12 protein-coding genes are annotated in these 14,767 nt (G+C 68.0%); 7 read left to right on the top strand and 5 right to left on the bottom strand.

What is annotated here, in order from left to right:
• Nucleotides 1-59 precede the first annotated feature (59 nt).
• Complete coding sequence (locus ACJ7IV_RS04665; RefSeq protein ID WP_213311074.1) at nt 60-560, bottom strand: outer membrane beta-barrel protein; 501 nt, start codon at nt 558-560, stop codon at nt 60-62.
• Nucleotides 561-736: 176 nt separating this feature from the next.
• On the opposite strand from ACJ7IV_RS04665, the gene ACJ7IV_RS04660 reads away from it, so the two are divergent.
• Nucleotides 737-1,606 carry a diacylglycerol/lipid kinase family protein gene (locus ACJ7IV_RS04660; protein ID WP_483865990.1) on the top strand — a complete coding sequence of 290 codons (870 nt, stop codon included), beginning with the start codon at nt 737-739 and terminating at the stop codon, nt 1,604-1,606.
• 7 nt (nt 1,607-1,613) lie between these two features.
• Here ACJ7IV_RS04660 and ACJ7IV_RS04655 read toward each other — a convergent pair whose 3' ends face one another.
• The gene (locus ACJ7IV_RS04655; RefSeq protein ID WP_483865989.1) at nt 1,614-2,525 is read right to left on the bottom strand and encodes a DMT family transporter; all 912 of its coding nucleotides are present in this window, start codon (nt 2,523-2,525) and stop codon (nt 1,614-1,616) included.
• Between the two features lie 133 nt (nt 2,526-2,658).
• Here ACJ7IV_RS04655 and ACJ7IV_RS04650 point away from each other — a divergent pair, with 133 nt between their 5' ends.
• From ACJ7IV_RS04650 to ACJ7IV_RS04640, 3 genes are all read left to right on the top strand, one after another.
• Complete coding sequence (locus ACJ7IV_RS04650) at nt 2,659-3,843, top strand: acetate/propionate family kinase (protein WP_483865988.1); 1,185 nt, start codon at nt 2,659-2,661, stop codon at nt 3,841-3,843.
• Complete coding sequence (gene pta / locus ACJ7IV_RS04645) at nt 3,840-6,005, top strand: phosphate acetyltransferase (protein WP_483865987.1); 2,166 nt, start codon at nt 3,840-3,842, stop codon at nt 6,003-6,005. Before ACJ7IV_RS04650 ends, pta begins: the two co-directional genes overlap by 4 nt.
• Nucleotides 6,006-6,113: 108 nt before the next feature.
• On the top strand, nt 6,114-7,268 hold the full coding sequence (locus tag ACJ7IV_RS04640) for an aminotransferase class V-fold PLP-dependent enzyme (protein WP_483865986.1): 1,155 nt from the start codon (nt 6,114-6,116) through the stop codon (nt 7,266-7,268).
• Nucleotides 7,269-7,374: 106 nt separating this feature from the next.
• Here the strand turns inward: ACJ7IV_RS04640 and ACJ7IV_RS04635 are convergent, their stop codons facing one another.
• Nucleotides 7,375-8,055, bottom strand: coding sequence for a CBS domain-containing protein (locus tag ACJ7IV_RS04635; RefSeq protein WP_483865985.1), 681 nt, complete (start codon nt 8,053-8,055; stop codon nt 7,375-7,377).
• A gap of 196 nt (nt 8,056-8,251) precedes the next feature.
• Between ACJ7IV_RS04635 and ACJ7IV_RS04630 the strand changes: the two genes are divergently transcribed.
• The 3 genes from ACJ7IV_RS04630 to cdd all read left to right on the top strand — a co-directional run bounded on the left by ACJ7IV_RS04630 (nt 8,252) and on the right by cdd (nt 10,789).
• Nucleotides 8,252-9,526 (top strand): NupC/NupG family nucleoside CNT transporter, encoded by a 1,275-nt coding sequence (locus ACJ7IV_RS04630; RefSeq protein WP_483865984.1) that lies wholly within the window; start codon nt 8,252-8,254, stop codon nt 9,524-9,526.
• 70 nt (nt 9,527-9,596) lie between these two features.
• Nucleotides 9,597-10,382: a deoxyribose-phosphate aldolase gene (gene deoC / locus ACJ7IV_RS04625; RefSeq protein WP_483865983.1), complete on the top strand. Its 786-nt coding sequence runs from the start codon at nt 9,597-9,599 to the stop codon at nt 10,380-10,382.
• On the top strand, nt 10,379-10,789 hold the full coding sequence (gene cdd / locus ACJ7IV_RS04620; protein ID WP_483865982.1) for a cytidine deaminase: 411 nt from the start codon (nt 10,379-10,381) through the stop codon (nt 10,787-10,789). Before deoC ends, cdd begins: the two co-directional genes overlap by 4 nt.
• Nucleotides 10,790-10,809: 20 nt before the next feature.
• Here cdd and ACJ7IV_RS04615 read toward each other — a convergent pair whose 3' ends face one another.
• Both ACJ7IV_RS04615 and ACJ7IV_RS04610 read right to left on the bottom strand, forming a co-directional pair.
• Nucleotides 10,810-12,315: a hypothetical protein gene (locus ACJ7IV_RS04615; RefSeq protein WP_483865981.1), complete on the bottom strand. Its 1,506-nt coding sequence runs from the start codon at nt 12,313-12,315 to the stop codon at nt 10,810-10,812.
• 38 nt (nt 12,316-12,353) lie between these two features.
• Nucleotides 12,354-14,711, bottom strand: a complete 2,358-nt coding sequence (locus tag ACJ7IV_RS04610; RefSeq protein ID WP_483865980.1) for a mechanosensitive ion channel domain-containing protein — start codon at nt 14,709-14,711, stop codon at nt 12,354-12,356.
• Nucleotides 14,712-14,767: the final 56 nt, after the last annotated feature.

Genomic DNA, 14,767 nt, shown 5'->3' with positions numbered 1-14,767 from the left:
GACGCCCCCGCTGCCAGGGCAGCGGGGGCGTCGCGTATTACGGCGGGTGGTGCCGAACGTCAGAAGCGGTAGCGTACGCCGACGCTCGCCGCATCGAAGTCGTACTGGTCCTCGTCGAGGTACCGCATGTAGTCGGCACCCAGCGCCAGGTTGGGCGCCACATCGAACTCGGCACCGGCGCCGTAGGAGAAGCCGGACTCGCTGTCGACGTCGAAGTCCACGTCGGTCATGCCGGCCAGGCCGTAGAGACGGAACTCCTGGGAAACCGGCAGGATGCCCTTGGCATAGAGGCCCACCAGGGAGTCGAGTTCCACGTCCCCATCGGAGCCGCCACCACCCAGATGGCCCTCTACGGCGAAGTAGTCATTGAACTTCAGACCGCCGTTGACGCGCAGGCCGGTGCCATCACGGCTGTCGGCACGACCATCGGGGTCGACCTCCCAGAACATGGCGTCACCACCCACATAGCCCTGGGGATAGGGAGGCTGCTGGGCCTGGGCGGCGGTGGCACCGGCGGCGAACAGGGCGGTAGTCAGAGCGGCAATGGTAAGGGTCTTCATGACGTACTCCTCATTAATGAACACCGTTTCCTAACGCCGTTAAGTGTGGTCCTTCTACGACAATGTATCAAGGGACAAATGTGTAAAGTTGCGCTACGCCGCGTCGGCGAGTGGCGACATGCCGCCCACCTGCCCTCCCGGCTATACTGAGCCTTCACGCTGGACAGGACACGAGGATGCGTCACTGGTTGATCGCCAATACCCAGGCCGGCAATGGTGCCCGCGGCATGGACTTCTGGCGGCCACGCCTCGCGCGCGTCGGCATCACTTCGCTGCAGGTGCGTGATCTCGCCGAGGATGATTGGGAGACGGCACTGGCGGCCGGCGACATCGTGCTGGTCGCGGGCGGCGACGGCTCGGTCAACCGGGCTGCCCGCGCGTGTCATGCCTGCGGGGCCATCCTGGGCGTGCTGCCGTCGGGTACCGCCAACGACTTCGCCAGGAACCTTGACCTGCCGGAGGACCCCGATGCCCTCTGCGAGCTGGTCGCGCGGGCCCCGATCGCGCGTGTCGATATCGGCTGGCTCGATGACCAGCTTTTCCTCAACGTGGTGCACGTGGGCCTCGGCACCCTCCCGGCTACCCAGGCCTCGCCGCGGCTCAAGCGCTGGCTGGGGCGCTTCAGCTACGCCGCCGTACTGCCGCAGCTGCGCCGCCTCGGGTTAATGCGCGGCTTCCAGGCGCGCCTGGAGACCGACGACGAGATCCTCGAGGAGCGCTGGCTGTCGCTGGCCATCGCCTCGGGGGCCTTCTTCGGCGGCGGATCAAAGGTGCCGGGCGCCTGTTCCCGGGATGGCCATCTGACCCTGGTGGCGGTACGCCCAAACCCCTGGTGGCGCCTGCTCTGGACCTTCATGGTCACTCGCCTGCTCGGCCACACGCCGCAGGATGACGACAGCGTGCTGATGTGCCAACCGACGACATGCCGCATCGCCATGCATCACGGGCACCGGGTGACTGCCGACGGCGAGTCGTTGGGCCACTTCCGGGAACTGACGCTACGCGTCGACCCTGCGGCGCTACGAGTGATTGTCGGGCCCTGCTGAGCCGCCCTCACTGCTGCTTCGACAACCCGAGGATAACGATGCCCGCTAGTACCATGCCGCCCCCCAGCAGCTGAATCGGCGACAGCGTCTGGCCGAGGACCAGGTAACCCAGGACCAGCGCCGCCACCGGCTCCATGTTCATCGCAGGGGCGTTGCGCGCCATGTCCAGGCGCGGCACGCTGATGAACAGGATGGAGAAGGCCACGCCATAGAAGAGTCCCAGCGCGGCCAGCCCCCAGGCACCGGCGAGGCTCTGTGGAAGATCCATGCCACCCGGAACCAGGCCGGCGGCGCCAGCCGCCAGCATGCTGACCAGCACCGTGAGCATGGTCAGCAGGCTGCGCAGGGTGCTGCCCACCTCGGCCAGGCGATGTTCGGTGATCCATAGCGCCCAGGCAAAGACGAAGGCGGCCGCCAGCCCCAGCCCCACGCCGAGGAACCAGTCGGGGCCCATGGCATCGGGGTCGGCGAGCCAGGTCGGCACGTCCAGCACCACCACCAGCCCGGCGAGAATCACCCCCATGATCAATGCCGCTCGCGCTGTCGGGCGCGGCCCGCCCATCGCCCAGCTGATCAACGCCAGCTGGATCGGCAGGGTATTCATCAGCAGCAGCGCCACCACCACCGGGATGCGTGCCACCGCCGAATAGAGGGAGAGGCTCTGCACCACCACCAGCAGCCCCACCAGCAGCTGCCAGCCAGCGGTACCTGCCGGCAGACGCAGCGACTTGCGCTGGAGCATCACCAGGGTACCGAGCACCACCACCGCCACGCTGGAGCGTACCAGGATCGCCAGCAGCAGCCCGGTGCCCTCATCGAAGGCGACCCGGGCGGCGACGTGATTGGTGGCAAACAGGGTGGCCACGCTGCACAGCAGCGCAATGGCCAGCGGGCGAGGGAGAGCGGAGGCTTGCGACATGGGGCGTCCTTGCGCGAACGGTCTGGTGGGCAGGGCCTTCGACCCGGAACATGACGGGCATCAAGCAACGGCCACTGCCGGTGGCGGGTCACCATGTTAGCCTAACGTCTCACCCTGTCCACGAGACTACCCGATGCGCGACCCGGTCCTGGTGATCAACTGCGGCTCCTCCTCCATCAAGTATGCCCTGGTACCCGAGGATCCGGCCCTGCCTCGCCAGTCGGGCCTGGCCGAGCGCCTGGGCGGCAACGATGCGCGCCTGAAGGGGGTCGATGCCGACGGACGCGAGTTCTCACAGCCCCTGCACGGCGCCGACCACGCCGAGGCCATGGCCGTGATCCTCGAGCGCCTGGGCGGCCCGCCCCCTGCCGCGGTGGGCCACCGTATCGTGCACGGCGGCGAGCGCTTCACCGGCGCCACCCGTATCGACCCCGCCGTGCTGCGCGCCATCGAGACCACCGGCGCCCTGGCACCACTACACAACCCCGCCAACCTGGTGGGGGTGCGCGCCACCCTGGCGCTGTTCCCGGCATTGCCCCAGGTCGCGGTGTTCGATACCGCCTTCCACCAGAGCCTGCCGCCGCGCGCCTACCGCTACGCCCTGCCCCAGCACCTCTATGCCCAGCACGGCATCCGTCGCTACGGCTTCCACGGCAGCAGCCACGCCTACGTCAGCGGGCGCGTCGATCACCTCTCCACCCGCGCTCATGGCGGCTGGCTGGTCGCCCACCTGGGCAATGGCTGCTCGACCTGCGCCGTGTGGCAGGGCCAGAGTGTGGATACCAGCATGGGCCTGACTCCCCTGGAGGGCCTGGTGATGGGTACTCGCAGCGGCGACGTCGACCCCGGCCTGCACGCCCACCTGGGCCGGCAGCTCGGCTGGTCGCTGGAGCGTATCGACACCCTGCTCAACAAGGAGAGCGGTCTGCTGGGCCTCTCCGGGATCTCCAACGACATGCGCCGCCTGGAACAGGCCGCCGCCGAGCACCATCCTGGCGCCGAACTCGCCATCGAGGTGTTCTGCTATCGCATCGCCAAGTCCCTGGCCGCCCTCTCCTGCGCCCTGCCGCGACTCGACGGTATCGTCTTTACCGGCGGCATCGGCGAGAATGCCAGCGCGGTGCGTGCCCGGGTGATTGAGGCCCTGCCCCACTTCGGGCTGCGCCTCTCGGCCACGGCCAACGCCGAGACCGTGGGCGGCCAGGAGGGGCGCATCGATGCCGGCGCCGCCGGACCCGAACTCTGGGTGATCCCTACCGACGAAGAGGGCCAGATCGCCTTCGAGACCCGCCAACTCCTCAGCGAGACTCCCGCATGACGCGTCCCGACCCCCGCACCCTGCTGCTGGTGCCCACCGGCACCGGTGTCGGCCTCACCTCCGCCTGCCTCGGGCTGATTCGCGCCCTGGACACCCTGGGCCTCAAGGCCAGCTTCCTGCGACCCTTCCGTCAGGATGAGTTCAACGGGCCCGGTCCGGACCGCTCAACGGCGCTGGCTCGCAGCACCCTGGGGCTGACACCCCCCGAGCCACTGCCCCAGGCGCGCGTGGAGCGGCTGTTGCGCGACGACCGCATCGCTGACCTGATGGAGGAGGCGGTCGCCAGGCATACGCGAGCCGCCGCCGGCGAGGAGGAGACACGCCCCGACCTGGTGGTGGTCGAGGGCCTGGTGGCCAGCCCTCAGAGCAGTTATGCCGGCCAGCTCAACGCCGAGCTGGCCCGCGCCCTGGATGCCAGGGTGATCCTGGTGGCCGACGGTGACCTGAGCGATCCTCGCCAGCTGGCGGAGCAGCTCGATATCCATGCCCAACCCTTCGACGGCGCGCGCTCCTCGCGCACCCTGGGCTGCATCCTGATGCGCGTGCGCCCGCTGCCGGAAACGGCCACCGCGCCCCCGCTCGCCGCTCCCGAACTGGCCGCGCACACCAACGGCGAACTGGCCGACACCCTGCGCCAGTACCTGCCCGCTCTGGATGGCCAGCAGTTCCGGCTGATCGGCGCCGTGCCCTGGCACGACGCCCTCTCCGCGCCGCGGGTCATCGATGTGGCCCGCGCGCTGGGCGCCCAGTTCCTGCACGAGGGCGAGGCCGCCACGCGCCGGGTGATGGGCACCAGCCTGTGTGCGCGCAGCGCCTCCCGGGCGCTTCACGTGTTCAAGCCGGGTCGGCTGATCGTCTCCCCGGGCGATCGCGACGACATCCTGCTGGCCGCCGCGCTCTCCACCATGAACGGCGTACCGCTGGCAGGCGTACTGCTCACCCATGGCGAGCGGCCCAGCGAATCGATGGTGGATATCTGCCGTCCCGCGCTGCGCAGTGGCTTGCCGGTGCTGGCGGTGGACTCGGACAGCTTCGACACCGCCAAGCGCCTCGATCGGATGGCCAACGACATCCCCATCGACGATGCCGAGCGCGCCGAGCAGGTGACCCGCTTCGTCGCCGGCCACCTCGACCTGCCGTGGCTCAAGGAGACCCTTAGCCGGGGCTATCCGCGCCGGCTCTCCCCCGCCGCCTTCCGTCACCAGCTGGTGCAGCTGGCCCAGCGTGCCGACCGGCGCATCGTGCTGCCGGAGGGTAACGAGCCACGCACCGTGGAGGCCGCGGTGATCTGTCAGCAGCGCGGCATCGCCCGCTGCGTGCTGCTCGGCAGGCGCGAGGAGATCGAGGAGGTGGCCCGCCAGCGCGGCATCGAGCTGCCCGGGGGGCTCGAGATCATCGACCCCGCCGCCATCCGCCAGCGCTACGTGGCGCCCATGGTGGCGCGTCGCGCCGGCAAGGTGAACGAGCTCACCGCCGAGGATCAGCTGCAGGACAACGTGGTGCTCGGCACCATGATGCTGGCCGAGGACGAGGTCGACGGCCTGGTCTCCGGAGCGGTGCACACCACTGCCAACACCGTGCGTCCCGCCTTCCAGCTGATCAAGACCTCGCCGGACTACCGCCAGGTGTCGTCGATCTTCTTCATGCTGCTGCCCGAACAGGTGGTGGTCTATGGCGACTGCGCGGTGAACCCCGACCCCGACGCCGAGACCCTGGCCGAGATCGCCATCCAGAGCGCCCGCTCGGCGGCGGCCTTCGGCATCGAGCCGCGGGTGGCGATGATCAGCTACTCCACCGGCGAGTCCGGTTCCGGCGCCGACGTGGAGAAGGTGCGCCAGGCGACCCGGCTGGCCCGGGAGCGCGCACCGGAGCTGTGCATCGACGGCCCGCTGCAGTACGACGCCGCAGCCATCGAGAGCGTGGGTCGCCAGAAGGCCCCCGACTCGCCGGTGGCCGGTCGCGCCACGGTGTTCGTGTTCCCCGACCTCAACACCGGCAACACCACCTACAAGGCGGTGCAGCGCAGCGCCCATGTGGTCAGTGTCGGCCCCATGCTGCAGGGCCTCAACAAGCCGGTGAACGACCTCTCCCGCGGCGCCCTGGTCGATGACATCGTCTACACCATCGCGCTGACGGCCATCCAGGCGGCCCAGGCAGACTGAGTCATTGAGGCAGCAGCCGCGGTGACTGGCCGCGGCTGGCCAATCGGAATATGCTTGAGGTACCCGTTGCCTTCGTCCTGGAAGGCCAGAACCAAGATGGAGAAAGAGATGCCCGGCTTGCTTCCCGATGTCGACCCCGATGGCCTGCTGGAATACTCGGTGGTCTATACCGACCGCTCGCTGAACCACATGTCGGCGCGCTTCCAGGAGGTGATGCGCGAGGTCTCCTCGCACCTCAAGGAAGTCTACAACGCCCATAGTGCGGTCATCGTGCCCGGCAGCGGCACCTTCGGCATGGAGGCCGTCGCCCGCCAGTTCACCAAGGGCCGCCGCGCCCTGATACTGCGCAACGGCTGGTTCAGCTACCGCTGGAGCCAGATCCTCGAGATGGGCCACATCCCCTCCGACATCAACGTACGCAAGGCGCGTCGCCTCGACGAGGATGATTCCACCTCGCCGTTCGCCCCTGCCCCGCTGCAGGACGTGATCGACACCATTCGCGACACCCAGCCCGACATCGTCTTCGCCCCCCACGTGGAAACCTCCTCGGGCATGATGCTGCCCGACGACTACATCCGTCAGGTGGCCGACGCCATCCACGAGGAGGGCGGCCTGTTCGTGCTCGATTGCATCGCCTCCGGGACCATGTGGGTGGACATGCAGGACCTCGGCGTCGACGTGGTGATCAGCGCGCCGCAGAAGGGCTGGAGCGCCTCGCCCTGCTGCGCCATGGTGATGCTGTCACGCCTGGCCCGCGAGACCATCGAGGAGACCACCAGCACCAGCTTCGCCTGTGACCTGAAGAAGTGGCTCTCGATCATGGAAGCCTACGAGAATGGCGGCCATGCCTATCACGCCACCCTGCCCACCGATGGCCTGGTGACGCTGCGCGACGTCATGCTCGAGATCGAGCAGTACGGCCTCGACAAGGTCCGTGACGAGCAGCAGGCGCTGGGCAGTGGCGTGCGTGAACTACTCGCCGACTTCGGCTACCAGAGCGTGGCCGCCCCCGGCTACGAATCCCCCGGCGTGGTGGTCTGCTACACCGACGACCCCGGCATCGTCGGCCGCTTCGCCGAGGCGGGGCTGCAGGTCGCCGGCGGCGTACCGCTGATGTGCGACGAAGGGGAAGGATTCCAGACCTTCCGCATCGGGCTGTTCGGCCTCGAGAAGCTGCACCATCACCAGCGCACCATCGACACCCTGCGCCAGGCTCTGGAGAAGGTCTCGGAGCCGGTTTCGACCCCGCCCGACGAGGCGTGAGGGGATCCGCAGGCGATCACGGCATGCATGATACGAAGAGGGCGGCCCCTGGGCCGCCCTCTTCACGTTGTCACGCGTCGCTTGCTGTCACTCGTTAATGCGACGATCAGGCTGCCCCGAAACCACGCGGTACGTAGCCCAAGTTGTTCTTGACCTCCTTGACGCCGGCGGTGTTCTCGGCCGCGACCTGCACCGCCATGCGCTCCTTGTCGCTCTCCACCAGGCCCCAGAGCTCCACCTTGCCCTGGCTGACGATAACGTTGATACGGTCGACCATCACGCCGGTGTTGTCGTCAATCTCCTTGAGGATCGCCTCGCGGATCTCGCGATCATCGGTACTGGCCGTGGTCTCGGGACCGGCTACGGCGAAGCCCTGCAACAGGTTGGCGCGGCTGACGATACCCACCAGCTTGCCCTCCTTCACCACCGGCACCCGCTTGATGTGGTGCTTCTCCAGCAGGCGCGAGATCTTCGCCAGCGGCATCGTCTCATCGATGGTGAGCGGGTCGGGGGTCATGATCTCGTGGGCGCGACGCCCGTGTGACTTGACGTACTCGCCGGGATCGTTGACGGCGAACAGCCGCAGCCACCAGGACTTGTTGCGCTTGTCGTCCTCGACGCGACGGATCAGGTCGCCCTCGCTGACGATGCCCAGCACCTTGTCGGCCTCATCCACCACCGGCACGGCACTGATGCCGTGTTCGAGCAGCAGGCTGGCGATCTCGCGCACTTCACTGTCTCGGCCTACGGTGATGACATTACGGGTCATGATATCGGCGGCTTGCATCGATGTTCTCCAGCGGGTTCAGGGGCTTGTACAAGCAACATAGCAATGCCCTGAACGCTTCGCCTTGATCCAGGCCAAAAACTGTCAACGCAGGATCGGGGGCTCCGGTCGAAGCCTGCCGGCCAGGCTGGTATATTTGCCCGCTTCGCTTGGCACCGTCTGCTGCAACAATCCACGACAAACGGGCAGGACTCCCATGACACTCTTCATGAGCCTCGTCGGGATGGTGACGCTGATAATCATCGCCCTGATCTTCTCCTACGACCGCCGGTCGATCCGCCTGCGCACGGTAGGCGGCGCCTTCGCCATCCAGGTCGGCATCGGCGCCTTCGTGCTCTACGTGCCCTTCGGCCAGACCGTGCTCAAGGCCATCTCCGACGCCGTCAGCCAGGTGGTGCTCTATGCCAACGACGGCATCGGCTTCGTCTTCGGCGGGCTGGCCGAGGTCGACAACATCGGCTTCGTCTTCGCCATCAAGGTGCTGCCGGTGATCATCTTCTTCTCTTCGCTGATTGCCGTGCTCTACCATCTGGGGATCATGCAGTGGGTGATCCGCATCCTGGGGGGCGCCCTGCAGAAGGCGCTGGGCACCTCGCGCACCGAGTCGCTCTCCGCCACCGCCAACATCTTCGTCGGCCAGACCGAGGCGCCACTGGTGGTGCGCCCCTTCATCGCCCGCATGACCCCCTCGCAGCTGTTCGCGGTGATGTGCGGAGGGCTGGCTTCGGTGGCCGGCTCGGTGCTCGCCGGCTACGCCGCCATGGGTGTGCCCATGGAGTATCTGGTGGCCGCCTCCTTCATGGCCGCCCCGGGCGGGCTGCTGTTCGCGAAGCTGATCATGCCCGAGACCCGCGAGCCCGCGGACAGCGTCTCGAAGATCGAGGAGGAGCACGAGGAGGACGTCGACAAGCCCAGCAACGTGATCGACGCCGCCGCCGCAGGGGCCTCCTCGGGGTTGATGCTGGCCGCCAACATCGGCGCCATGATGCTTGCCTTCATCGGCCTGATCGCCCTGATCAACGGCATGCTGGGGGGCATCGGCGGCTGGGTCGGCCTCGAGCAGCTCAGCCTGGAGTGGATCCTCGGCTGGCTGTTCGCGCCGCTCGCCTTCCTGCTCGGCATCCCCTGGGAGGAGGCCACCCTGGCCGGCTCCTTCATCGGCCAGAAGATCGTGGTCAATGAGTTCGTGGCATTCATCAACCTCGGCCCCTACCTGAGCGGCGAGGAAGTGGTGGCTGCCACCGGCCAGGTGATGACTCCTCACACCATGGCGATCCTGTCGTTTGCCTTGTGCGGCTTCGCCAACCTCTCTTCCATCGCCGTCCTGCTCGGCGGCCTGGGCAGCATCGCTCCCAGTCGCCGCCACGAGATCGCCCGCTACGGCCTCAAGGCGGTACTCGCCGGTACCCTCTCCAACCTGATGTCAGCCTCCATCGCTGGCTTCTTCATGGCGCTGGCGGCGGCCGGCTGATACCGGCGTCCGCCCCGCCTTCGCGCCCCGCCCCCGGGGCGCCACCAGACACCCTGACACCCCGCGACCAATGGATGCTTCCATGACCGATGACCTCCAGCGCACCGCCCGCCAGGCGCTGCCCCTGATGGACCTCACCAGCCTCAACGACGACGACACCGACCGCGGCATCGAATCGCTGTGCCGTCGTGCTCGCACCCCCGCCGGCACCCCCGCCGCGGTGTGTGTCTACCCGGCCTTCGTCACCACGGCCCAGCGCACCCTCAAGGCGCTGGATCTCGCCGGCAAGGTGCGGGTGGCAACGGTGACCAACTTCCCCCATGGCGGTGACGACATCATGGCCGTCGCCCGCGGGAGCCGCGAGGCGGTGGCCGCCGGGGCCGACGAGGTGGACGTGGTCTTCCCCTGGCGCACCCTGCTGGCCGGCGACGAGGAGACCGGTCGCGAACTGGTCGCCTGCTGCCACCAGGCCTGCGGCGATGCCACCCTCAAGGTGATCCTCGAGACCGGCGAGCTCAAGGACCCGGCGCTGATCCGCCGCGCCGCCGAGCTTGCCATCGAGGGCGGCGCCGACTTCCTCAAGACCTCCACCGGCAAGGTGGCCGTCAATGCCACCCTGGAGGCTGCCGAGATCCTGCTCGAGGTGATCAAGGCCAGCGGCCGGGACGTCGGCATCAAGGTCGCCGGTGGCGTGCGCACCACCGAGGATGCCCAGGCCTACCTGGCACTGGCCGAGCGGGTGATGGGCGCCAACTGGATCACCCCCGGACACTTCCGCTTCGGTGCTTCAGAGCTGTTCTATGACCTGCTGGTCGCCCTGGGCATGGCAGTGGCACCGGCCGGAGGCAAGGCATGAGCGCACCCGAAAAGACCCTGATCGAGGCACTGGTGGCGGTGCGCGATCGCGCCTACGCCCCCTACTCCCGCCACCCGGTGGGCGCGCTGGTAATCGGCGAGAGCGGTGCCCGCTATGCCGGCGCCAACGTCGAGGTGGCCCACTACAAGGGCATCTGCGCCGAGGCCTCGGCCATTTCCGCCATGGTCAGTGCCGGCGAGCGACGCCTGCGCGAGGTGTGGGTGATCGGGCCGGGTGCGCACCTCTGCACCCCCTGCGGTGACTGCCGCCAGCGCATCCGCGAGTTCGCCGACGAGCACACCCGCATCCGCGTGGTGAATGCCGACGGCGAGTTGCTGAAGGAGTACACCATGGCCGAGCTGCTCCCGGACGCCTTCGGGCCGGAGAACCTCAGCCAAGTCATCTGAGCGGCTGGCTTTTCGGAGACTCACCCGCCCGACTCGTCCTCATGCCCCGGCCCCTCGGCGTGGACCCGCTCCACGTCGACGATCCGCGAGCGGCTCATGACCACCTTCCAGCGCTGCAGGGTGGGTGGGCCATCGCCCTGGGTCTCGCGGATCACCAGATTGAGGAGGTGGCGCTTCTCCACCTCCTCGCGCACCACCTGGTCGCCCTCCTCCAGCCGGTAGACCCGGCGGCTGCCCTTGTCCATCAGTCGAGCGATCGGCGACAGGTCCAGGGCCAGTGTCTCGCGGGTGTGATCATAGCCGCTGAGGAAGCGCGTCGGCGACATCCGCGAACGGGAGCGGTAGTGCAGCACGATCTCCTCACGCTGGGCCACGCTGCGCTTGCGCACGCGCTTGATCTCCTCGTCGAGCCTGGGGTAGCGCTTGTAGTCGAACCACTCCAGCTGACGACCCACTACCTGATTGCGGGTCGGGTCCAGATACTGGCGGCGCCACTTGGGCCGGCCACGGCGCAGGAGGCGCCACAGGGTGTTGCGCAGGTCATCCTTGAAGACCTCGCGCAGCGCATAGATGCCGGCCATGGCCAGCACGAACAGCGCGGTGATATCGGCCAGGGTGTCGCGCACGCGAAGCAGACCCAGCGAGACGAACACCATCACCACCGCGGTGGCCAGCGCCTTCACTGCCTTCTGCTCGGCGTTACCCAGCTCCTGGGTCTTCTGCTTGAGGGTCACCGGGTATTCGATCAGCCGACGCAGCAGGCGCATCTTGTTGGACATCCTCGTGGGGTCACGCGTCACCCGCTCGGAGTTGTACTCGCGCTCGCGACGGTAGTCGTCCTCGGCGCGGCAGATCGCCACCAGGCGGGCGCGCACCGGCCGGAAACGCGCCCCCCGCGGCAGGCCGGCGAGCAGTGCCAGCAGGCGCTGCTCGGTGAACCAAGAGAGGTAGTTGTCGATGGTGGCGAAATAGCGGTGCAGGCTCTCCTCGCTGGGCTCATGACGGCGCAGGCGGCGCAGGATGCTCACCGCCAGGTCGACATGCTCGGCCAGGCGCTGCTCGAGGCTGGGGGGCTGCTCGCCCGCCTCTTCCTTCACCGGCTGGCTACGCCCCTCCGACGACCGCCCGTTGGTGGCTGTGTCTGCCTTTTCTCCCTTTTCCGCCTTCTCGGCTTTCTCTGCCTTCAGCGCACGACGGGCATCATCGATCAACGGCCCGGCGGCGCTCTCCATGGCCACCACGTACTGATAGGCGTAGAGGCTCAGGCTGAGACGGTAGTGCTCGGCATCCAGCCTGCCACGCTCGGCCAGGCGGCTGAGCACCAGCGGTAGCCGGTAGCGATCGCTGAAGTAGGTGCGCTTGACCTGGATCGCGGCGTGGTAGAAGTCCTCCTCGGCGATCACCTGGCCGGTCAGCCCCAGCTCGCCGGGCACGAACAGATAGAGATCGAGCCGGTGCGAGGTCTCCTCCTGCAGCACGCGGGAGACCTTGAGGTGGAGGCTGTCCTGGCGTTCGACGTGGATCACGCATGGGCCTCGCTGCCGGTTTCACGATACCTGCGCATCTACTGCCCCGGGTCCGGCGAGCCGCCGCTGCTGCTCGTCTGGTGATGAGGGTCGGCAACCCCGGCACGCCCCGGGGCGCGACCGGCGGCATCGCGCTCGTTGGCCCGTTCATCGCCATGCTCGCTGGAGCCATCCAGGCGGCCGCCGCCACGCCCCTCCATGCTGACGCTGAGCCTCGGCACGCCGAGGTCGACGCCCTGGGCCTCCATGCGCTGCTTGAGCAGCAGGTTGAAGGCCCGCGCCACGTCCCACTGCATCTCCGGTGCGGTGCGGAAGCGCATGCGCAGGATCGGGCAGCCATCCTCGAAGGCATGGATGCCCTGCATCTCCAGCGGTGACCAGATGTAGTGGCGCATCATGGGGTCCTGGCGCAGCGCCTGAGCGGTCTCCTGCATCAGGGTGATGGCATCGTCGATCTTCATTTCGTAGGGAATGCGGATCTTCATCAGCGCGATGCCGAACTGCCGCGACATGTTGTGGATCGAGTCGATGCGGCTGAAGGTGATGATATGCACGATGCCGTCGAGGTCGCGCAGGCGCACGGTGCGCAGGGTCAGCCCCTCCACCGTGCCCATGTGACCGTTGATCTCGACGAAGTCGTCCACCGCCAGGGAGTCTTCGATCAGGATGAAGATGCCGGTGATCAGGTCCTGCACCAGTGTCTGGGCGCCGAAGCCGAGTGCCAGGCCGATGACACCGGCACCGGCCAGCAGCGGTGTGACGTTCACCCCCAGGTTGGCCAGCCCGACGATGCCGGCGATGATCACGATGGCGGTGAAGATGACGTTGCGGATCATCGGCGTGATGGTCTGGGCACGGGCCTGGTTGACCCGCCGCCCGCGGGAACGCGCCGAGCTGGTCAACGCCCGCTGGATGGCGGTGTCGGCGAAGATCCACGCCAACCAGGCCAGCAGCAGGGTCAGGGCAATGGCCAGCAGGGCCTGGCCGATGCGCGCACTCGCCACGCCCTGGCTGCCGATGCCCAGCAGAGATCCGCTCCACACCTGCAGCGACAGCTCGGCGAAGGCCAGCCAGGTGGCGACGTGGGCCAGTACATAGCCGAAACGCTCGAGGCGAACGCGGTACTGGCTGACGCGCCGCCGGCGCTGCCGACGCTTGCGGCGTTCACCATGGCGACGCACCAGGCCGGTGACCACCAGGGCCAGGATCAGCAGCGCCGCCGAGATGATGGAGCGTGCCAGGGCGGTGCCCACATCACCGCCGGTGACGAAGATCGCCACCAGTGAGCCACCCACCAGCAGCAGCGCCGGCACGTGCCACAGGCTGCCCAGCACCTGCACGATGCTGGCACTGGCGCCGGGCTCGCGCCGCTCGCGCCAGGGGCGGTTGCGGATGATGTGCTCGATGGGACGCTTGAAGCTGAGGATGAAGCGCACGCTGAGCAGCGCCGCCAGCATATTGGCCAGCACCGAGAGCAGCCCGGCGAGTTCGGCACCGAGCAGGCCGGTGAGGCGCCCGGAATTGAAGGCATCGCCCAGCGCCACCAGGGCGCCGATCACGAACAGGGGGCGAAGACCATGGTTCTGCACCAGCTGTACCGCGACGAAACGGTGACCGCGGGTAAACTCCGAGACGAAGGTCTCCACTATCACCGACAGGGTGCGACCACACAGCGCGATATAGGCCACCACCAGCGCCAGCACGCGACCGCTGCTGGGCGGTACCAGCTGTGCGATCCCCAGGACCAGCGCGAAGGCCAGTGCCCAGGGCAGCATGCGGCGCAGGAAGTGCACGGTAAGCAGCCAGGCCCGCGGCTCGCGGGGCAGGTCCAGGGGCCAACCGCGACGCCTCGCCAGCAGGCGGCCCAGGGCGATCAGGATCACCAGCAGACCGCCCCAGATCACCAGCAGCACCGCCGCCTCGACCGCGAAGCGGATCAGGTCGGCATTGCCAGTCTCGGCCACCAGGGCACTCAGGTCACGCCAGCCCTGCTGCAGCTGGGCCTGCCAGCGCGCCAGCGGCGAATCCTGCCCCTCGGCCTGCTGGCCCAGGTCACTGATGGTCTCTGCCAGGGCGCCAAGCAGCCCCTCGCGCGGGGTGATGCCGCTCTCCTCGGTGGCCTCGCCGTGCACTTTCTGCAGGTCCTGCAGGCTCTCCAGCAACTGGCCGCGCCGCTCGGAGTCCTCGAGAGTCGCGATGATGCGCTCCAGCGACTCCTGGAAGGCCTGGGGGTCATGCTGCTGCTGATCTTCCGCGGAGGTCACCAGGCCCGGCAGATTGACCGCCTGGGCCTGAACCGCCGCCGCGGGCAGCAGCCAGACGGCCAGCCCCAGCAGCAGTCCGTAGAAAAGCATCCAGGCGGTGGTAAAGGAACCGAGGCGGCGGTGGGAGAACATCACATCTCCAGGTCGATGGCAGATTCAGGCAATGGGAATCGAGGCGTCGTGAGGAA

This window comes from Halomonas sp. C10-5 (assembly GCF_057169305.1).
This window is presented reverse-complemented; position numbering and strand designations above follow the sequence as displayed.